General features: G+C 64.3%; 16 protein-coding genes and 1 pseudogene. 7 read left to right on the forward strand and 10 right to left on the reverse strand.

The features are described 5' to 3' along the window. Positions 1–83 precede the first annotated feature (83 nt). Positions 84–737 carry a hypothetical protein gene (locus tag BDD21_RS06690; RefSeq protein WP_120796494.1) on the forward strand — a complete coding sequence of 218 codons (654 nt, stop codon included), beginning with the start codon at positions 84–86 and terminating at the stop codon, positions 735–737. Here BDD21_RS06690 and BDD21_RS06695 read toward each other — a convergent pair. The 4 genes and pseudogenes from BDD21_RS06695 to BDD21_RS06710 form a co-directional block, all read right to left on the reverse strand. Further along, positions 738–1,580 (reverse strand): annotated as a pseudogene (locus BDD21_RS06695) (IS1595 family transposase). A gap of 171 nt (positions 1,581–1,751) precedes the next feature. Continuing rightward, on the reverse strand, positions 1,752–2,450 hold the full coding sequence (locus BDD21_RS27380; protein WP_147431002.1) for a hypothetical protein: 699 nt from the start codon (positions 2,448–2,450) through the stop codon (positions 1,752–1,754). A gap of 471 nt (positions 2,451–2,921) precedes the next feature. Then, on the reverse strand, positions 2,922–5,084 hold the full coding sequence (locus BDD21_RS06705; protein ID WP_120796495.1) for an AAA family ATPase: 2,163 nt from the start codon (positions 5,082–5,084) through the stop codon (positions 2,922–2,924). A gap of 2 nt (positions 5,085–5,086) precedes the next feature. Next, complete coding sequence (locus tag BDD21_RS06710) at positions 5,087–5,512, reverse strand: hypothetical protein (protein ID WP_120796496.1); 426 nt, start codon at positions 5,510–5,512, stop codon at positions 5,087–5,089. Between the two features lie 86 nt (positions 5,513–5,598). On the opposite strand from BDD21_RS06710, the gene BDD21_RS06715 reads away from it, so the two are divergent. Next, a complete protein-coding gene (locus BDD21_RS06715) occupies positions 5,599–6,633 on the forward strand; it encodes a helix-turn-helix transcriptional regulator (protein WP_170164698.1) in 1,035 nt (344 codons plus the stop codon). Positions 6,634–6,663: 30 nt separating this feature from the next. On the opposite strand, the gene BDD21_RS06720 is transcribed toward BDD21_RS06715, so the two are convergent. The 4 genes from BDD21_RS06720 to hemB form a co-directional block, all read right to left on the reverse strand. After that, on the reverse strand, positions 6,664–7,350 hold the full coding sequence (locus tag BDD21_RS06720; protein WP_120796498.1) for a hypothetical protein: 687 nt from the start codon (positions 7,348–7,350) through the stop codon (positions 6,664–6,666). Between the two features lie 151 nt (positions 7,351–7,501). Further along, positions 7,502–8,377 carry an NAD(P)-dependent oxidoreductase gene (locus tag BDD21_RS06725; RefSeq protein ID WP_120799786.1) on the reverse strand — a complete coding sequence of 292 codons (876 nt, stop codon included), beginning with the start codon at positions 8,375–8,377 and terminating at the stop codon, positions 7,502–7,504. Between the two features lie 5 nt (positions 8,378–8,382). Continuing rightward, on the reverse strand, positions 8,383–9,204 hold the full coding sequence (gene aroE / locus BDD21_RS06730; protein WP_120796499.1) for a shikimate dehydrogenase: 822 nt from the start codon (positions 9,202–9,204) through the stop codon (positions 8,383–8,385). A gap of 268 nt (positions 9,205–9,472) precedes the next feature. Continuing rightward, complete coding sequence (hemB, locus tag BDD21_RS06735; protein ID WP_120796500.1) at positions 9,473–10,486, reverse strand: porphobilinogen synthase; 1,014 nt, start codon at positions 10,484–10,486, stop codon at positions 9,473–9,475. Between the two features lie 254 nt (positions 10,487–10,740). Between hemB and BDD21_RS06740 the strand changes: the two genes are divergently transcribed. From BDD21_RS06740 to BDD21_RS06760, 5 genes are all read left to right on the forward strand, one after another. After that, positions 10,741–11,058: a hypothetical protein gene (locus BDD21_RS06740; protein WP_120796501.1), complete on the forward strand. Its 318-nt coding sequence runs from the start codon at positions 10,741–10,743 to the stop codon at positions 11,056–11,058. Positions 11,059–11,303: 245 nt separating this feature from the next. Continuing rightward, positions 11,304–12,848 (forward strand): ATP-binding protein, encoded by a 1,545-nt coding sequence (locus BDD21_RS06745; RefSeq protein ID WP_120796502.1) that lies wholly within the window; start codon positions 11,304–11,306, stop codon positions 12,846–12,848. Positions 12,849–13,017: 169 nt separating this feature from the next. After that, positions 13,018–13,593: a Uma2 family endonuclease gene (locus BDD21_RS06750; RefSeq protein ID WP_120796503.1), complete on the forward strand. Its 576-nt coding sequence runs from the start codon at positions 13,018–13,020 to the stop codon at positions 13,591–13,593. Between the two features lie 108 nt (positions 13,594–13,701). After that, positions 13,702–14,088 (forward strand): thioredoxin family protein, encoded by a 387-nt coding sequence (locus BDD21_RS06755; RefSeq protein WP_120796504.1) that lies wholly within the window; start codon positions 13,702–13,704, stop codon positions 14,086–14,088. 51 nt (positions 14,089–14,139) lie between these two features. Next, the gene (locus tag BDD21_RS06760; RefSeq protein ID WP_147431004.1) at positions 14,140–14,463 is read left to right on the forward strand and encodes a glucosamine--fructose-6-phosphate aminotransferase; all 324 of its coding nucleotides are present in this window, start codon (positions 14,140–14,142) and stop codon (positions 14,461–14,463) included. A 68-nt stretch (positions 14,464–14,531) separates the two neighbouring features. Here the strand turns inward: BDD21_RS06760 and BDD21_RS06765 are convergent, their stop codons facing one another. Together BDD21_RS06765 and BDD21_RS06770 are read right to left on the reverse strand one after the other, a co-directional pair. Continuing rightward, entirely contained in the window at positions 14,532–17,777 is a 3,246-nt protein-coding gene (locus BDD21_RS06765; protein ID WP_120796506.1) for an efflux RND transporter permease subunit, read from the reverse strand. Further along, entirely contained in the window at positions 17,770–18,846 is a 1,077-nt protein-coding gene (locus BDD21_RS06770) for an efflux RND transporter periplasmic adaptor subunit (protein WP_120796507.1), read from the reverse strand. Before BDD21_RS06770 ends, BDD21_RS06765 begins: the two co-directional genes overlap by 8 nt. Between the last annotated feature and the right edge of the window lie 190 nt (positions 18,847–19,036).

Here is a 19,036-nt window from a genome sequence, read left to right on the forward strand (position 1 = left end):
GCCCATGAGATCACCTCCACCGACACCTGGATGGAGGGGCGTACGGTTGATCCATCTATCGATCCGCTGGAGTGCATTGCAAAATGCCGAAGAACTTTGTCCGTTGCACTTACGACGCATGGATCCGCGAGCACGCCCGGCGATTCCGGTATCCGCCCTGGATCGTAGAGTCCCGCAAGAACGGCTTTGCGCTGCGTTTCGTAGGGCTGGCGCCACAGTTGAGCTTCCAGATCCGTCAACGGCAGGGAAGTGCCGAGCTCATGATTCACGATGAGCGCGGCGTCTACTGGGACATCATCGGCGACTTCGACGTCACCGAGGTGCGCACACCCGACGGTCGCTATCGTTGCGGGTGGTGCCAGGACGGTGCTCGTTATCCCTCGCGAGCCGCGCTGTGGGAGGCGCATGTATTCGAGCCAATGCTGGACTGGGTCAATCAACGAACTGCGGATCAATGGGTTTGCCTCTACGGCACCCCGGATGAGGGCATTTGGGGCGCCCACATTCTCAAATTCGACGCGATCGCGGAAAGAAATTGTGTCGATACGTTCCCGCTTGTGACGAGCAATAGCAAAGGTGAGCCTGAGCGACTTAACCGGCATGCATGCGCCGGCGGACTTTCACGCAAGAAGGACGCTCTTCTCGCTGATCGTGAAAAAGCTCACCCAGCAGTGGCATGGCCGCTGGACTTACCACCTGCTTTGGCATTGTTCGGCTTCGGCATCAGAAGCTCCTGATTAGCAAGGAACGTCAGCTACGCGCCGAATCCACGATTCGGGGCGGGGGCCGCAAGCCGTCGCCGCCACCAGCAGGCGGGTCGGCAGGGTGCGCAAATCGAAGCGGCGATTAAACCGAAAGGCGATCGCGCCGAGGTAGCGGGCGGCATACTTGCTGAAATCGAAGCTGTGGTAAGCCCCGTTGAAGCTGGTCTTAAGATTGCCCAAGACGGTGTTGACCCAGCGAAACATCGGTAAGTCCCTGGGTTTGCGTGTCCCGACGACGGTCGGGAAGCCGGACAAGGAGGTGAACTTGGCGCGCAGCGGATGGCCTTGGTCGTTGAGCGAGACCGCGCCGACGAAGGACACCTTGTTCTCCGAATCACGCCCCGCGGCACCGTTGACGAGCTCACCGCCAAGGTAGGCGTCGTCGACCTGCACGGTTCCGAACAGCACCGTGGCGGCCTCGCGCTCGACCATCGCCTGCATCAGTTTGTGGTGGCTCAGCCAAGCGGTGGGGTAACTGACCCCGAGGTCGCGCTTCAGCGCCAAGGCCGAGAGCCCGGTCTTGGCTTCGCCGATCAGATAAATGGCCAGAAACCTCACGGTCAGTCCCAGTTTGGTGGCCTCGAAGAGCGTCCTGGCGATCAGCGAGGTCTGGTGATGGCAGGCGTTGCATTGGAAGGTCTTGCGGGTACCGCCGCGCAGCACGCAGTGCGCGGACCCGCCGCAGCTCGGACAGCGGAACCCATCCGGTCAGCGCAGGCGCTCGAGTGCCGCCACGCGCTGGGCCTCGGTACCGAACTGTTGGGAATGCTCTCACAGCGACATCCCGTGCTGGAACTGAATTCGATTCATAGCCATGACAGCCTCCGTCGGATGGTGGACCTGAGACCAGTCTGCGCCGGCCGGTGGCTCATTCCGTGAGCCTGGCGGAAGATTCTTTCTAATCAGGTCTCATTATAGCATCCATGCACGAAGAAAAGATGCCATTCTTAGATCCTAAATGTGTCGGAGAACTTGCAATTTACTTTTCTAGAATAACGCTAAAGTGTTGTCTTGCGATACGTTTCCTCGACCACGGGGCCGGACAATAAAACGTACGGCATCCTTAACAGCAACATCGGGAGGATCATTTTCGGAATCATGGCGTCTGTTCCATCCGATCATGACGTCTGGATTGAATAGGTTTAAAGCGGAGGTCGCTGCCTCCATGATCGAATCTCGCGTAGACAGACCATCTTTATCCATCTGAGCTAAGTTGCTTACGAGATTCATGTTAATCAAGACGGACGGTGTCCAATTAATCAGGGTCTTGTACCCGAAAACCCAAACGACTTTTGCGGCATCTGTCAAGAGATATAGGTGGACGTCGTTTTGAGCTCCTCCGATTTCGCAAGAGCCGAAAATAATCCCTTCTACTCGTTTGCCTCCGTCGCGCTGTAGCTTATCAACGAGGAGTTTGCTGATATTGGAAAAATTCGAGTTTGCTATGCGACCACCATATCCGTGAGATGCGACATACAGGAAAAGGCGTTCTTGAGGTGCTGTCAATAAATGTTTTAGCGAGCCTTCAAAGCTCTTTGAGTCGACAAACATCGTGTAATAAACTTGGAGGTCTTGGTCCAATCTGGCCAACCCTTCAAAAAAAGGTAGAACCGATGCCTGGTTGCCATTGGAATTGTTTAGATCCCACCAGGGGCTCTCAAGGATAAGTAGCGCTTTGTTAGCCATGTCAAACAATGCTTCCTATAGTTCGTATTCGGGGGTTCTTGATGTTCGGCTTCAGTGCGTAGGGGTGTCGCAATCTCCTATTGGATGATTGCGAGCTTTGGCCCTTTGGCTTGCTCCAACTAGAGGTAACCGTAGAAAACAGTCTCGAAATCGTCACCGGCCGTACGCATTCCCAGGACATGCTCTACCGCCATCGCTCGCGAATGATCGGTTTACGTTCGAAGATGGCGCGATTGACGGTGATGCGTTCCAACAGTTTGTCTTCGTTCATCGTGAGACCCAATCATCAAACGATTGTCGATGACCGGTTGCTGGTGGGTACTGTCTCATCCCCGTAATTCTCCCTTAATTGGTTTGCTTCGCGACGTCCATCCCAAAACCTATCGGGTCCGTGATTCGGCCGCGTGGATCTGCTCCACGCCGGCATGATCGCCCTTGATCATGATGATGGGCTCCCGCGCCCCACGGATGTTAGACCACGCTGTGCTGCGCCTCCCCCTTCATCCGATACTCCCCGGCCAACCGCCGCAGGAACTGCTCCGGTGTCAACGTCTCGCCGAGGAGTGTACGCTGCCGCGCCACGGTCGCGAAGTCGCCGGGTGTAAGCGCCTCCAGTGCCCCAAGGTGCCGTGCGAGATCGGCCGGAACCGAGAGGGCGACATCCCCGAGCGCCTCGCGCGCGAACAGCGCAAGCCGCTGAGTCGGTGCGAGCGCCCGAAAGTGCAGCTTGAAGTCGAACCGTCGCAGCGCCGCGGGATCGATCCCGGACATGAGGTTGGTGGCGGCGACGAAGATGCCGGGGTAGTGCTCCATCTGCTGGAGCAGCTCGTTGACTTGGGTGCGCTCCCAGCTGTGGCGGGCGTCCCGTCGGTCGCCGAGGAAGCTGTCGACCTCGTCGAGCAGCAGCAGGCTGTGGGCGGGGTCGCTGTCGCGAAAGAGCCGTGCGAGGTTCTGCTCGGTCTCGCCGACGTAGGGGGAGATGAGATCGGAGGCGCGGCGGGCGATCAGCTCGCGATCCAGCGCCTCGGCGAGGATCTCGGCGAAGGCGGTCTTGCCGGTGCCGGGCGGGCCGTAGAAGCAGAGGCTGCCGTGGCCGGTGCGATCGAGTGCCTGGACGATGGCGCTCGGGGCGATGCCGCCGGCGAGGTTCAGGTAGGCGACGTCGAAGGCGATGCCGGGGCGGCGCCGCGGCGGGGTCGGCGAGCCGTGCAGGAGGCTGCGCATCGCGGCGAGACCGTGGCGCACGGTCGGCTCGGGGGCGGTGTCCGGGCGCAGCTCGAGCAGGCGCCGGGCCGCGCCCAATTGTGCCGGGGCCAGGGCGGCATCGTCCGCCAGCGCGTCGAGCAGGGCCGGCGGCAGGCCGCAGTCGCCGAGGTGTGACTCGGCGATGCGTCGGCGCACCGAGCGCGGCGGGGTGGTACAGGCTAGCGGCAGCAGGAAACGGCGCAGGAAGGCCGGATCCATCCCCTCGGTGCTGTTGGTGATCCAGATCGCGGGGACCGGGTTGTCCTCGAGGGTGCGGTTCATCCAGCCCTTCTGGTGCCCCGAACCGGCCCGACCGCGCAGCAGGGCGAAGAGATCGTCGCCGGTGTCGAAGACGTCCTCCACCTCGTCGAAGATCAGCAGGGCATCGCGACGCCGGGCGAGCAGGCGTTGGGCCAGCAGATAGGCCGAGAGGCGGCCCTTGCGCGAGAGCCCGTCGCCGTCCTCGTCGGCGCTGCGCACCTGATAGGCGCGCAGCCCGCAGGTGTCCGCGAGGGCGCGGGCGAGCTCGGTCTTGCCGGTGCCGGGTGCGCCGTGCAGCAGGGCGTTGACGCCGATCGCGCCGGTCGTCGCGGCACGGCCGAGGACTGCTTTGAGGTGCGCGACCGCGTCGGCGACGTGGGGAAAGGCGGTCAGCGGCCAGGCGGCGGCGGGTGCAGGCTCGATCAGGATGGCGAGGAGTGCGTCGGCATCCGTGGGCTCGGCAGCCAGCAGCTCGCGCAGCAGGCTGGTCGGGCGGACGAAATCTTCCAGGTCGCAGGGGTCGCCCGTGTAGTCGAGCAGACCGAGTCGACGCAGCGGGGCTTGGCGGGTCAGCGCCTCGCGCAGGGTGTGCTCGGGGATTGCGAGGGCCGCGCTCAGACGGACCAGGTTAACGCGCGCGGCGGTCTGCCCGTAGCGGCGCAGGAGGGTGCGCAGCGGCTCGTGGGCGTCGTATGCGTCGAGATAGGCGAGGATCTGCAGGTCGGTCCGATCCAGTCCCAGGCTTTCGCCCAGGATCGCGAGCACGGGCGGCGTCGGCTCCGCCGTGTCGGCTGACGCCAGACGGGTCAGGACGCTGCGCGGGATGCGTTGGAAGAGCCGACGCAGACGCCCGCGCAGGACGGCGTCGTCCTGCGGTTGCAGGGCGGCGTCCTCGTCGGCGTCCGCCCAAGCCTCGTCCGGATCGCGGCCGGCGGCGTTGGCCAGGAAGGCCGCCACCTGCTCGGGCTCGAACAGCGGCAGACACAGGGTCCAGAGCGCGCCGAGTGTGGAGCGGTCCTCGAGCGTGGGGTGCGCGCGGACCAGTTGCAGGGCATAGCGCGCGGCCCGCCATGTCGCGGCCGGCACGGCGGTGACGTCCGTGCGCCAAAGTGTGCGGGGTTGGGGCATGCTCAGACCTCCCGTGTCCAGGGTTGCAGACGGCGACCGTCGAAGTGCCAGGTCAGCAGCTCGCCGCGCGCCGGACCGGTGTCGATGAAGAGGCCCAGGACCAGGTCGAGCGGCTCGTTGAAATAGGTGCTCCCGGACTCGCGCTCGCCATCGACGACGGGCGGGTCCAGCACCTCCATGACCACGGCGGGCTGACCGTAGCGGGGGATACGGCGGTTCTTCAGACCCGGTTTCCAGGTCACCAGATCGCCGACCGCGAAGGTGTGGCGTTCCTGGAAGGAACGGCAGCGGGCGGCGAGTGCCGCGCCGATGTCGCCGGAGAGATCGTCAAGCGGCTCGTTGTCGAGCAGGTCCTGCGGATGCTCGTCGCTTAAGCCGATGCGGGCGAGCAGCTCGCGCGAGGAGAGTGAACGGTCGTGTCGGGACATGCTGGAAACCTCGTCGGTGGGGCGGATGCGGCGACAAGGTCCATTTCACCATGGGCATGCGTCACACACTGTCGTACACTCGGCGCATGAGCGCCATCCACACCACTCGAATCGAGCGTCTCAAGCGCCTGGAGCAGCTGCTGCCGCGGGAGGTGTCCTCCGTCGATTCCGCTCCCGACGGTGCGCGGCTGCTCGCCATCCTCGGCGATGCCTACACCGCCAAGAGCGACACGGCGCGGCTTCGCAAGCTGCAGCGCGATCTGGACGAGTTGGTGACGGACGGGCGGATCGAGGCGGTCAATCCCGGCGGCAAGCCGCTGCGGTATCGGCGCCTGACGGATAACGTGAACGACGACCCGCCGGTCCTGCAATACGCGCTGCAGCAGGTCCGCGACCTGATCGCCGAATATGTGCCCCTGCGCCAGCTCGATCGGTTCTGGCAGCGCGTGCTCACCGAGGTCGAAGGTCCGGTGCTGGATCGCACGCGGTTGCGGATCGTTCCGGATACCCTGCGGCTGCAACCCGTGGAGCTGCATCCGAAGGTGTTGAGCGCGGCCATCGAGGCTTTGGCGAAAGGCCGTGCGCTGGACATCACCTATCGCAACGCCGAAGACCTGTGCGCACCGGTGCGCATCCATCCGCAGGCGCTCCTTCAGCGCGGCCCGATCCCCTATCTCTTCGCACTGAAGAACGACGAGGACGCGCCCGTGCGTCTCTATGCCCTGCACCGAATGGTGCGGGCGGAGGTCGCGAGCGACACGCCTGCGCGGGCCGCCGCGGGGTTCGACTTGGACCAGGCGATCGCGCGCGGTCAGGCGGATTTCGGTCAGGGCGAGCTGATCGATCTGGAACTGCGGGTCCGCGGGTATCTGGCCACGGTGTTGGCCGCCTGCCCGCTCGCACCCGGGCAGTGGTTCGAGGACGAGCCGGAGGGCTCCATGTTCGATCTGCGGGTATCCGCCCGCGTCCCCTCGACGGGGCAGCTGCTGCGCTGGTTGCTCGGGGCGGGGGATAATCTGGAGGTACTCTCCCCGCCGGACTTGCGCCATGTGGTGGCGGTGCAGGCGGGCAAGATGGCGGCGATCTATAGCGATCCGTCCGGAGCGAGCGACGCGGTTTGAAGGATCTGCCGTCGGGGCCGTGTTCCGGACTCAGTGGCGCGGTGCGTCTTCCACCCCGAGACTTGTCAGGATCAGATCGAGACGCCGCCGCGCCGGCGCCACATCGACGCCATGGGCGGCGCGGTCTTCGAGCAGACGGATCGCCTGATCCGCGAGCTCGGCGCATTGCTCGGGGTCGAGGATCTGCAGTACCGCAGCGACCTCGTCGAGCGTCGCCGAAAGGACGGCCGGCGTAAGCTGGTCCGGGCCGATCGGCGACTCGGGGTGGAGCAGATCAGCCACCAGCGGTTGCTTGAGCAGGCGGAAGTGGATCTCGCGGGCCTCTTCCTCTTCGGCAAGCTCCTGCCTAGCGAGCGGATCGACACCCGCCGCGCGCTTGACGGCCTGCATGATGAGGGCGATGAGCTTGCGGATCGCCTTGCGTTCCTCGGTGTGGGTCTCCGGCAGACCGAAGGACTGCTCGTAATGTCGCTCCAACGCCTCCTTGAGACCCAGAACGATCTCGCTGCCGGCGTCCGGCGGCAGCTCGACGGCCTTTTGAACGAGCGCGCGGAAGTCCGTGCGGAAGGCTTCCATCTCCTCATGATCCGCCTGCTGGGCCGCCAGCAGATCCTCGGGTGGGACCTCTTGCGGTGGCCAGGCGAAGAGCGGGTTCTCGTGTCGACGTCTCAGATGACGCTCGCGTCGACCGGGTTTGTGGGTGAAGGGGAGCTCCATGGGGATTCTGACGCCTTTCTGTCTCGTCGGCGATTGGGTTCGCGCAACCTGTCATCCGACACTCCGTAGCGCGGTAGGTGGCTGCGGGCCTGATGTCGGTGCTCATCCTCCGCGCTCTTTGCTCCGAGGGATCATATGCCTCGGCCACCGGTCACCCCTTCGAGGGTGCTGAAGAGCTGATCGTCTCGTAGAGCGCGGAGTAGTCTTGATCGGCGAGACCCGCGGCCGCCGCGTCGGCGCAGACCGCCTCGATCGCCGAGATCACTCGGGTGTCCACCTGCCATGCCTCGCCGACGCGTGCGAACAGGCGCACATCCTTGAGCAGGTGCTTGAGCGGAAAGCTCGCGCCGGCGTAGTCGTGGCTCAGATACTTGTCGAGCTTCTTGTCGAAGGTCTTGGCGTGGAGCGCACTTCCGCGCAGTAGAGTCATGAACTGCTCGACATCGATGCCCTCGCGGCGTACCAAGGCGAGGCTTGTCGCGAAGCTGGCGGTGAGCCCCGCGATCAGCTGGTTCATGGCGAGCTTGAGGGCGGCGCCCTGACCGACCGGGCCGATCCATTGCGGGTCGCGACTGAGGTCGCGCAGCAGGGGCCGGCAGCGCTCGAAGAGATCCCGGTCGCCTCCGGCCATGAGGATCAGGGTGCCCTCGCGCGCCTCGGGCAGACTTCCGAGCACCGGTGCTTCCAGGTAGTTGCCGCCGAGCGCGGTGACCCGTTCGGCGATCGCTCGGCTCTCGGCGGGGGCGATCGTGCCCATCTGGATCAGGACTTTCCCGCGCAAGTCGATCAGATCCGCCGGATCCAACAGGGTGTCCGTGATTGCGGCGGCGTCGCTCAGTACGAGGGCCACCAGCTCGGAGGCCGCGACGGCATCTGCGGGTGTCTGTACCAGCTCAAGTCCACGACGTTCCGCGGCGTCGCGATTGGGCTGACCTCGGTTCCAGCAAATGACCTCCCGCCCTTGTCGCTTCAGCCTCAGGGCGATCTCCGAACCCATCAGACCCAGGCCCAACACGGCGGTCTTCATCATCTCTACTCCGGGTGTCGTAGCATTGCGATGACGGCTGCGGTGTCCGGACGGACGCCGCGCCACAACCAAAAGGACTCGGCCGCCTGCTCGATCAGCATCCCCAGTCCGTCGAGTGACCGGGCAGCGCCGTGTCGTTGTCCCCAACGACGGAAGGCGGTCGGCGTGTCGGCGTAGAGCATGTCGTAGGTCCAGCCGCCCGAGGCGAGACAGTCCTCGGGGATGGCCGGGACCGCGTCGCTCAAACCCGCCGAGGTAGCGTTGATGATGAGGTCGAACCGCTCGCCCTCCAACTGATCGAAGCCGCGCGCCTGTGCAGGTCCGAAAGGGGCACCGAGATCCGCAAGCTGTTGGGCCTTGCCCGGGGTTCGGTTGGCGATGATCAGGCGGGCGAGTCCGCTCTCGAGCAGCGGCACCAACACGCCGCGCGCCGCACCGCCGGCCCCGAGCAGCAAAACCTGCGCGCCCGGAAAACGAAAGCCATGGTTGTCCGCAAGATCGCGGACAAGACCGACCCCGTCGGTGTTGTCGCCGCGGAGTCTGTCGTCGTCGAGCCGAATCAGGGTGTTGACCGCGCCGGCGATCTCGGCACGCTGAGAGCGTTCGTCCGCGAGCGCCCAGGCGGCCTCCTTGAAAGGCACCGTGACATTGAGTCCGCGACCGCCGCTGGCGAGGAAACGCCGAACCTCGCCGGGGAAATCATCCGGATCGCCGAGGATACGCCCGTAGTCGAGATCTTGGCCTGTCGCACGTGCGAAGGCGGCATGGATCAGCGGCGACTTGCTGTGGGCGATAGGGTTGCCGATGACGGCGTAGTGGTCCGGCATGGGCGTGTGATGCCTCTGGTGGTGAATCGAGCTGGAGCTTTCGGCCGCTTCCTGCCTCCTGCCTCCTGCCTCCTGCCTCCTGCCTCCTGCCTCCTGCCTCCTGCCTCCTGCCTCCTGCCTCCTGCCTCCTGCTTCCTGCTTCCTGCCTCCTGCTTCCTGCCTCCTGCCTCCTCCGCCAGCTACCAGCGTCTCACCCTCATCCTTGAGGCTGGAGGCTGGAGGCTGGAAGCTGGAGGCTGGCGGCTGGCGGCTGGCGGCTGGCGGCATCCTACCGCCCCAACCAGCGAGCGACGTCCTTCGCGTAATAGGTCAGGATCCCGTCGGCACCGGCGCGCTTCATCGAGACCATGGCTTCCAACACGACGGCGCGCTCGTCGAGCCAGCCGTTCATGCTGGCGGCCTTGAGCATCGCGTATTCACCGCTCACGTGGTAGACGAAGGTGGGCGCGCCGAACTGGTCCTTGATGCGTCGCACGATGTCGAGATACGGCATGCCCGGCTTGATCATGACCATGTCGGCGCCTTCTGCCAGGTCCAAGGCGACCTCGTGCAGGGCCTCGTCCGAGTTTGCGGGGTCCATCTGGTAGTTGTACTTGTTGCCTGAGCCCAGGTTGCCGGCCGAGCCGACGGCGTCGCGAAACGGGCCGTAGTAGGCGGATGCATACTTGGCGGAGTAGGCGAGGATGCGGGTGTGGATGTGCCCCTCGGCCTCGAGCGCCGTTCGGATGGCGCCGATCCGCCCGTCCATCATGTCTGAAGGTGCGACGATGTCGGCACCGGCCTCGGCGTGCGAGACCGCCTGGCGCACCAGCACCTCGACCGTCTCGTCGTTCATGACGTAGCCGGTCTCGTCGATGAGGCCGTCCTGACCGTGCGTGGTGAAGGGGTCGAGCGCGACGTCGGTGATGATCCCGAGATCCGGCACCGCGGCCTTCAGCGCACGCACCGCGCGCTGCGCAAGACCGTCGGGGTTGAACGCCTCGCATGCGTCGAGCGACTTGACCTCCGGCGGGGTGACCGGGAAGAGCGCCATGGCCGGGATGCCGAGTCGCTGGACCTCGATCGCGTCTTCCACCAGGAGATCGATGCTCAGACGCTCGACCCCCGGCATAGAGGCGACCGCCTCGCGCTGCCCGGAGCCTTCCAACACGAAGACGGGATAGATGAGGTCGTCCGGTGTCAGGGTGGTCTCGCGCATCATCCGACGCGAGAAGGCGTCGCGACGCATCCGGCGCATGCGGGTGATGGGGAAGGCGGCACGATGGGTGTCACGATCGGGCATGGGATGGCCTCGGGGTCGGCTCCGGCGCGGCCGGGACCACCCCGGCGCTTAGGGCCGATACAATAGCTCAGGCGCTCGGATGGCTCCAGTGTGGCGGCCTGCTTCGATGCGGGCGGAGTGCTGTTCACGGGTGCATCGGAGTCATTGGCTGCATACATCGTCACGCTCGATGCCGAGATGGCCCGCGCCACCGCCGCATATCTCCAGGTTGGCGAGTATGCTTCACAGATCAAGACGACACGGGAGCCCGACTCATGTTCGCGGACAAGAAGACCCGCCCCAGTCTTTACGAGCAGCTTGAAGCCTTACCCGAAGGGTTGACGGGCGAGATCCTCAATGGCCAGCTCTACACTCAGCCGCGGCCGAGCGGTGCGCATGTCGTCACAGCGTCGGCCTTGGGTTACGAGCTGTTCGGCCCTTTTCAAAGAGGGCGCGGCGGCCCCGGAGGCGACTGGCGGGAGATCTCGTGGTGCGTGGGCGGCTTGCCGGTAGCGGTCGCGCCGTTCGATGCCGTGACGATCGACCTGAGCGATCTCTGGCCGCCGACCGAGCAGCTGTATTCTGGTCGGTGAAGGGTAGATGAGCCTAAACCGCGTCCAGAGCGAGACGCTCGTCTTCGATTGTGTTCGACGTTTGGTGCAGCCTTAACCGTTAGTGGGCGCGCGGTTCAAAATAATAAATTTTTCAGAATCTTAAACCGCGCCAGCTCCAGCGGTCGTCAAGTCTGCCGGGCTGATCCCATCCAAAAACACCCCATACCGCGCTGGGCGCGGTTTAAGCCTGGATGCCAACAGGCCGCGCGCGGCCGAGGACCATCATGCACCGTCGTCAACTTCCGATCGGGATCCAGACCTTTGCCAAGATTCGCGAAGCGGATCATTACTATGTCGACAAGACCGGGTTTATCCGGCGCTTGATCGAGGAGGGCAGTCAGTATTTCCTGTCGCGCCCGCGGCGCTTCGGTAAATCACTGCTGATCGATACGATCGCTGAGCTGTTCGCCGGCAACGAGCCCCTGTTTCGCGGGCTGCTGATCCATCCGCACTGGGATTGGACTGTCCGCTATCCGGTGATCCGCGTCAGTTTCGGCGGGGGTGTCGTGCGCAGCCGGGCGGAACTCGATGAGAAGATTCGAGAGCTGTTGGACGACAATGCCGGGCGGCTGAAGTTGACGGTCGAGGCGTCAACGCTGTCCGGGCGCTTAGGTCGATTGATCCAACAGGCCCATGCCGCAACCGGCCAGCGTGTGGTCGTGCTGGTGGACGAATACGACAAGCCGATCCTGGACAACTTAACCGATCGGGAAACCGCTAGCGCCATGCGCGACGGACTGCGCAATCTGTACTCGGTGATCAAGGACAACGACGCCCACATACGTTTTGCCTTTCTCACCGGGGTGAGCAAATTCAGCAAGGTCAGCATCTTCTCCGGGCTCAACAACCTGAAGGACATCACGGTCGACGCCCGTTACTCGGCGCTCTGCGGTTATACCGAAGAGGATGTCGACACCGTTTTCGCCCCTGAGCTGGACGGCCTGGACCGCGCACAGATCCGCGCCTGGTACAACGGCTACAACTGGACCGGGGAGGCGGTCTACAACCCCTTCGATCTGCTGCTTCTTTTCGATGCGCGCGAGTTCCGCACCTGGTGGTTCGAGACCGGCACGCCAACCTTCCTCGTTGATCTGCTGACCGAGCGAGGCTTCTTCACCCCCCGGCTTGCGCATCTGCGGGCCGACGAAGCTCTCCTGTCGGCCTTCGACGTCGATCATCTGACCCCCGAGGCGCTGTTATGGCAGACCGGCTATCTGACCTTTACCGGGTCGAGACGGCTCGGTGCCCGGCTCGAATACACCCTGGGGTATCCGAATCTGGAGGTCGAAAGTGCGCTCAACGACAGCCTGGCCAAGGCGCTGATCGGACAACCGGGCCAAGCGAGCGAGCTGGCGAGCCGGCTTTACGACGTGCTGGTGGCCGGCGACCTGGACGCCCTGCGCGCCCATGTGGAGAGCCTGTTCGCGGCGATCCCCCATCAGTGGCATACCGCCAACCCCATCGCGCGGTTCGAGGGCTACTACGCCAGCGTCTTCTACAGCCATCTCGCCGCGTTGGGCCTGGATCTCACGGCCGAGGACGCCACCCAGCTCGGTCGCATCGACTTGACGCTCAAGTTCAACGCCAGGATCTGGTTGTTTGAATTCAAGGTCGTCGAACTGGCGCCCGAGGGCCGGGCGCTGCAACAGCTCAAGGAGCGTGGCTACGCCGACAAATACCGCTCACGCTGCGAGCCGATCCACCTGATCGGGATCGAGTTCAGCCGGGAGCGTCGTACTCTGGTCGGCTTCGAGACGGAGACCCTATGAACCTGTTCAGCGTGGACAGTAGGCTGGTTGTCGATGTGCAAAAAAAAGCGCTTTAAACCGCGTCTCGCCGAGATCGAGGATATCTTCAAAACCAGACGCAACGTGAAAATGACACATTTCGCTCTGGTCGCGGTCTAGACCAGATCAACCGGCCAAGGGAGCCCGAGCCATGCACGCCAATCAGACGACTCGCCCCAGTCTGTACGACCAGCTTAAAGCCCTGCCCGAAGGGTTGACGGGCGAGATCCTCAATGGCCAGCTCTACACCCAGCCGCGCCCGAGCGGTGTGCATGTGGTCGCGGCGACGTCGTTGGCCGACGAGCTTGTGAGTCCGTTCCAGAAGGGTCGGGGAGGGCCCGGCGGCTGGTGGATCGCAGCGGAGCCGGAGTTGCACTTCATCCACGACACCGAGGTCGATGTCCCCGATCTGGCCGGCTGGCGTCGCAGCAGACTGCCGCGCATCCCGCAGGATCATCGGTTTACGGTCGTGCCCGATTGGATCTGCGAGATCCTCTCGCCGTCGACTGCAAGCAAGGATCGCGAGGTGAAAATGCCGATCTATGCTCACTTCGGGGTCACCTACGCCTGGTTGATCGATCCGCGGGCTCATACGCTGGAAGCCTACGCTCTGGACGGTGGCGCCTGGGGCGAGATCGGGCGGTTTGCGGGCGGTGCGCAGGTGTCGGTTGCGCCGTTCGAAGCGGTCACGATTGACCTGAGCGACCTGTGGGCGCCGACCGAGTAAACCGCGCCCGGTGCCGTATGCGTCATGTGTTGGAATGGCTTGGCCGCGCCAGCTCCGACGACTGTCGGAGCTGGCGCGGTTTAGCAGAACGAGAACGAAAGATCCGATATGGCCATCTCAATCGATCAGTCCCAGTACAGCGTGAATGTCGACCTCGAGAGCTTCCAGCGTGAGGTGATCGAAGCGTCCGCGGTCCGACCTGTCCTGGTGGACTTCTGGGCCGACTGGTGCGCGCCCTGTCATGCCTTGGCGCCGCACTTGGGGAGGGTCGTCGCGGATCTCGACGGGCGGATCGGGCTCGCCAAGATCGAGGTCGACGAGGGCGAGAACATGAAGCTCGCAGGTCAATACAAGCTGCGCGGCTTCCCGACCGTGATCCTCTTTTATCGGGGCGAGGAGCTGGCGCGTTTCAGCGGCGCGCGATCTCGCCACGAGATCCTCGACTGGTTGCGGATCCATCTTCCGGATGATCTTGCAGGACTGGCGGTGTCTTGAGTCGTGTCGGTCGAGCGTCGGTCCCGCGATGAGAGCTCTCGGTCGGCCTTTATGCTCGTCGAATCGGTCGCTGCCTTCGGAACCCCGGCCTTCCCGGAGGTCTTGAGGCGTGAGCTTCTAGCCCTGCAGGACGGGGTTCTGCCGATTGCGGGCGAGCACGGCGGCTTGATCGATCCCGAGACCCTCGGGTTGACCCTCCTGTCGAGTTGCGCGGACGCCGAGCGGATCGAGGTTGTCGTCGGGGTGTTCTTTACCGAAATCGTCGGCGGCTGCAGCTGCGGCGACGAGCCCTTCGAGGTGAACGGCTACACGGAGCTGAGGCTGCGGATCGAGCGGACGCATGGTGCGGCCGTGATCCTGCTTCAGGGGGATTGACCGGACATGTCGAATAGATCGGGATCCGGGGCAGGACGCCCCGGATCCCGACCCGGCTCCCGATCCCATCAGCCCGTTGCGGTGCGGATCCACTCCACGCGCGTGCGCATCACGCCGTAATAGACCACCGGGATGACGACCAGGGTCAAGAGGGTCGAGACGAACAGACCGAACAGCAGCGACACCGCGAGCCCCGAGAAGATCGGGTCATCCAGGATGAAGAGCGCCCCTGCCATGGCCGCGGCGGCGGTCAGTGCGATCGGCTTGGCGCGCACCACGGCCGAGTTGATGACGGCCTCCTCGAACCCTTTACCCTCGCGCACCTGCTGGTTGATGAAGTCGACCAACAGGATCGAGTTGCGCACGATGATGCCGGCGAGCGCGATCATGCCGATCATGGAGGTCGCCGTGAACTGTGCACCCAAGAGCGCATGGCCGGGCATGATGCCGATAATCGTCAGCGGGATCGGCGCCATGATCACCAGCGGCACCAGGTAACTGCGGAACTGGGCGACCACCAGCAGATAGATGAGGAGCAGTCCGACCCCGTAGGCGATGCCCATGTCGCGGAAGGTCTCGTAGGTCACCTGCCACTCGCCGTCCCACTTGAGGCTGTACTCGTAGGGGTTGGCCGGTTGCTGGATAAACCACTGCTCGAGGCCCTGCTCCTCGGCGAGGCGATCCGAGATCTCGAACATCCCGTAGAGCGGGCTGTCGGTCTCGCCGGCCATGTCGGCGGTGACATAGACCACGGGCATCAGATCCTTGTGGTAGATGCTGTGCGCACGCTCGGTCTCCTGGACCTCGACGATCTCGGAGAGCGGCACCAGTGCACCCGACATCGAGAGCACCCGCAACGCCAGCACCTGATCCAGATCGGCCTTGTCGGCCTCGCTGAGCTCCACACGGATCGGCACGGCATATTTCACGTTCTGACAGTGCTGATAGCTCATGTCCTCGCCGTCGAGGAGCGTGGACAGTGCTTGGGCGACCGTGCTTTGGGGCACACCCAGGCGCGATGCCTTGGTGCGATCCACGACCACGACCAGCTTGCGTGACGGATATTCGACCGAATCGTCGACATCGACGATGTCGGGCGTGGATTCAAAGATCTTGCGGACCTCGCGGGCGACGCGGATCTGTCCATCGTAGTCCAGCCCGTAGATCTCCGCGACCAGGGGCGAGAGCACCGGCGGACCGGGCGGGATCTCGACGATCTTGGCGTTGCCGCCGTAGCGCAAGGCGATCTCCTGCAGAGGGGCGCGCATGCCGGCGGCGATCGCGTGACTCTGGAGGTCGCGATGATGGCTGTCGACCAGGTTGACCTGGATGTCGCCCAGGTGTGCGCCCTCGCGCAAATAGTACTGGCGCACCAAGCCGTTGAAGTTGATCGGCGCGGCGGTGCCGGCATAGACCTGGAAATCGGTGACCTCGTCGACGCCGGCCAGAAAATCGCCCATCTCGCCCAGCACCCGCGCCGTTTGCTCCAGGCTGGTCCCTTCGGGCATGTCGAGCACGACCTGGAACTCGCTCTTGTTGTCGAAGGGCAGCATCTTGAGAATCACGACCCGGCTGGTGACGAGCGAGATCGAGCCCGCGATCAGAATCAGGATTCCGGCCAGCAGCAGCCAGCGGTTGAGGACCCCTTTGCGCCCGACCAGGAACGGCCCGATGACGGTGTGGAACAGGCTGCCGAGACGCCCGCCCGCATGGGCCGCATCCGGATCATCGCCGTGCTGCGCATGTCCGGCGCCCGCGGCGTGGCGCTTGCCGAGCATGGCGTTCGCCATCCAGGGCGTGAAGACGAAGGCAACGATCAGCGAGATCAGCATGCCCATTGAGGCGTTGATGGGGATCGGGCTCATGTAGGGCCCCATCAGTCCGCTGACGAAGGCCATCGGCAGCAGCGCGGCGATGACGGTGAAGGTCGCGAGGATGGTCGGTCCGCCGACCTCGTCGACTGCCTTGGGCATGAGGTCGAGCAGCTTGGCCTTGCTCATCGCCATGTGCCTGTGGATGTTTTCCACGACCACGATAGCGTCGTCGACCAGGATGCCGATGGAGAAGATCAGTGCGAAGAGCGAGACCCGATTGAGCGTAAAGCCCCAAGCCCAAGAGGCGAAAAGCGTCAGGGCCAGTGTCACGACCACGGCCGCGCCGACGATGATGGCCTCGCGCCAGCCGATCGCGAGCCAGACCAGCAGGACCACCGAGGCGGTCGCGAAGACCAGCTTGGTGATCAGCTTCTTCGCCTTGTAGTCGGCCGTGGCGCCGTAGTTGCGCGTGACCGTGACCTGGACGTTGTCCGGGATAAAGGTGCCTTCGAGCTGTGCGAAACGCTCGATGACCTGCTCGGCGACGGCGACGGCATTCACACCCTCCTGCTTGGCCACCGCGATCGTGACGGCCGGGGTGCTGCCGGACAGGTCGAGATCCGTGTGGACCGCGCCCGCGCCGGAACCCATCCGCACATAGGCTGCGGGTTGTTCGGGGCCGCGCTTCAGGGTCGCCACGTCGCTGAGGTAGACGGGTCGACCGCCGTGCAGGCCGACGACCAGCTGATGCAGCTCCTCCGGACAGGTGAGGAAGGTACCGGCCTGCACGAGGATCTCCTCGTTGTCGGCGGTCACCGTGAGGTTGTCCCTGATGACATTGCCGGCCTGCAGGGAACGGCGCAGGTCGCTCAGGTCGATTTGGTAGCCGGCAAGCGCTTGGGGGTCCAACAGCACGCGCACGATCTGGGACGGCGCGCCGACGGTGTAGACGTCGCGCGTGCCGGGGACGCGCTTGATCTCCTGCTCGAGCGCATGGGCGACCTGCCCCAGCTCGAAGGCGCCGACGTCCGGATCTTGGGACCAGAGCGTGGCGGTGATGATGGGAACATCGTCGATCCCTTTGGGTTTGACGATCGGGGTGCCGACACCCAGGTTCGGCGGCAGCCAATCCTGATTGGCCAGCACCTTGCTGAAGAGCCGCACCACGGCGTCGGTATTGTCTTCGCCGACCCTATACTGGACGGTCACCACGGCCATGCCGGGGCGCGACACCGAGAAGACGTGCTCGATCCCCTTGATCTCGGAGAAGACCTGCTCGGCCGGTCCGGCGACCAAGTGCTCGACCTCGCTCGCCGAGGCGCCCGGGAAGGGGATGAAGATGTCCGCAAAGGTGACGTTGATCTGCGGTTCTTCCTCGCGCGGCGTGACGAGGATCGCGAACAACCCGAGCAGCAGGCCGACGACGGCCAGCAGCGGGGTGATCTCGGTGTTCTGAAAACGCCGGGCGATGCTGCCCGAGATGCCGAGCTGCTCAGCCATGATCTTGTCCCGCCTCGGCGCTGCCGGCGCTCGACTGCGACTTCAAAGCGACGCCGGCAGCGATCGGGTCGAGCGCGACCCGCTCGCCTTCGCCGAGTCCGGCGAGCACGACGACACCGCCCTCGACGGCCCGTCCGAGCCGGATCTGGCGAAAGCCGACTCGCCCGTCAGTGTCCACCACATAGACGGCAGTCACCTCGGAGCGCTGCACGACCGCTTCCGAAGGGATCGTCAGCTCCTGCTTGGCGCCGATCTCGAAGGCGGTCTTCACGAACATGCCCGGAAAGAGGCCTTTCGTACCTTCCGGCAGATCCAGACGCACGGTGAAGGTGTTGGAGCCCATGTCCGCGAACGGAAAGATGGTGACCCGATCCGACTGGAGGATCTCCTCGGGACCCAGATAGATGCGCGCGGTTGCGCCCTCGCGGACCGAGGGGATGACACTCTGAGGAACGTCGACAATCACACGCAGCTGATCGAGCGAGATCCCGCTCATGACCTGCTGACCGGGGCTCGCCGTCTCGCCGACCTCGATATGGCGATGGGTCACGATGCCCGAGTAGGGGGCGCGGATCTGGGTGTATTCCAACTGTTCCTGCGCCTGCTCGAGCCGTGCGGTGGCGGATTCGAGCTCGGCTTGGGCCGCGGCAAGATCCGCCTTCGCCTGATCCATGGCGGACTCGGAGACATTTTTTTTCTCGAATAGACCGATGACGCGCGTGAACTCCTCCTGCGTCTGCTCCAATCGCGCCGAGGCGGACCGCAAATCGGCGGCCGCTTGGGCCACCCGCGCACGGTGCTCGGTATCCTTCAAACGTGCGACGATCACGTCCTTCTCGACGAAATCCTCCACATCGAACAGGATCTCTTGGACCTGGCCCGTGGTCTGTGCCGAGACGGTGGTGCGATTGATCGCCTCGACGATACCGTCGAGTCGGTATTCGCGCGGCAAGACCCGGTATTCAGCCGGTGCGGTGTCGAGGGCGGCGGTCTGGGCGGCCTGCAGGGTCGGCGCTGCAAGCACCGCAAGGCCGGCGAGTGCCGGTATCAGCCAGGGGACGAGGGGCATGGTGGCGGTCCTCTAAAATATTAGATTTTGCTTATATTAGCAGAATTTATTGGCAAAACAAGGCGATCGATGCGTTTTCCGGATCTCATGCCCAGTCGGCGCGTTACCGGGATCGGGGGCAGACACGCGCTGTCGCAATCCGATCGGAGGGTAGCAGAGGCGTGACGGTCGCCGGAGAATTTTCGGGTTG

Origin of the sequence: Thiocapsa rosea (assembly GCF_003634315.1) — a bacterium.
GTDB lineage: Bacteria > Pseudomonadota > Gammaproteobacteria > Chromatiales > Chromatiaceae > Thiocapsa > Thiocapsa rosea.

Bases quoted from the DNA above. Each gene is read 5' to 3' on its own strand.
- BDD21_RS06725 (WP_120799786.1), bottom strand. From the start codon at position 8,377: ATGAAGACCGCCGTGTTGGGCCTGGGTCTGATGGGTTCGGAGATCGCC.
- BDD21_RS06720 (WP_120796498.1), bottom strand. From the start codon at position 7,350: ATGGAGCTCCCCTTCACCCACAAACCCGGTCGACGCGAGCGTCATCTG.
- BDD21_RS06705 (WP_120796495.1), bottom strand. From the start codon at position 5,084: ATGCCCCAACCCCGCACACTTTGGCGCACGGACGTCACCGCCGTGCCG.
- BDD21_RS06715 (WP_170164698.1), top strand. From the start codon at position 5,599: ATGAGCGCCATCCACACCACTCGAATCGAGCGTCTCAAGCGCCTGGAG.
- BDD21_RS06770 (WP_120796507.1), bottom strand. From the start codon at position 18,846: ATGCCCCTCGTCCCCTGGCTGATACCGGCACTCGCCGGCCTTGCGGTG.
- aroE (WP_120796499.1), bottom strand. From the start codon at position 9,204: ATGCCGGACCACTACGCCGTCATCGGCAACCCTATCGCCCACAGCAAG.
- BDD21_RS06690 (WP_120796494.1), top strand. From the start codon at position 84: ATGCCGAAGAACTTTGTCCGTTGCACTTACGACGCATGGATCCGCGAG.
- BDD21_RS06710 (WP_120796496.1), bottom strand. From the start codon at position 5,512: ATGTCCCGACACGACCGTTCACTCTCCTCGCGCGAGCTGCTCGCCCGC.
- BDD21_RS06750 (WP_120796503.1), top strand. From the start codon at position 13,018: ATGCACGCCAATCAGACGACTCGCCCCAGTCTGTACGACCAGCTTAAA.
- BDD21_RS06755 (WP_120796504.1), top strand. From the start codon at position 13,702: ATGGCCATCTCAATCGATCAGTCCCAGTACAGCGTGAATGTCGACCTC.
- BDD21_RS27380 (WP_147431002.1), bottom strand. From the start codon at position 2,450: ATGGCTAACAAAGCGCTACTTATCCTTGAGAGCCCCTGGTGGGATCTA.
- BDD21_RS06740 (WP_120796501.1), top strand. From the start codon at position 10,741: ATGTTCGCGGACAAGAAGACCCGCCCCAGTCTTTACGAGCAGCTTGAA.
- BDD21_RS06765 (WP_120796506.1), bottom strand. From the start codon at position 17,777: ATGGCTGAGCAGCTCGGCATCTCGGGCAGCATCGCCCGGCGTTTTCAG.
- BDD21_RS06745 (WP_120796502.1), top strand. From the start codon at position 11,304: ATGCACCGTCGTCAACTTCCGATCGGGATCCAGACCTTTGCCAAGATT.
- BDD21_RS06760 (WP_147431004.1), top strand. From the start codon at position 14,140: ATGCTCGTCGAATCGGTCGCTGCCTTCGGAACCCCGGCCTTCCCGGAG.
- hemB (WP_120796500.1), bottom strand. From the start codon at position 10,486: ATGCCCGATCGTGACACCCATCGTGCCGCCTTCCCCATCACCCGCATG.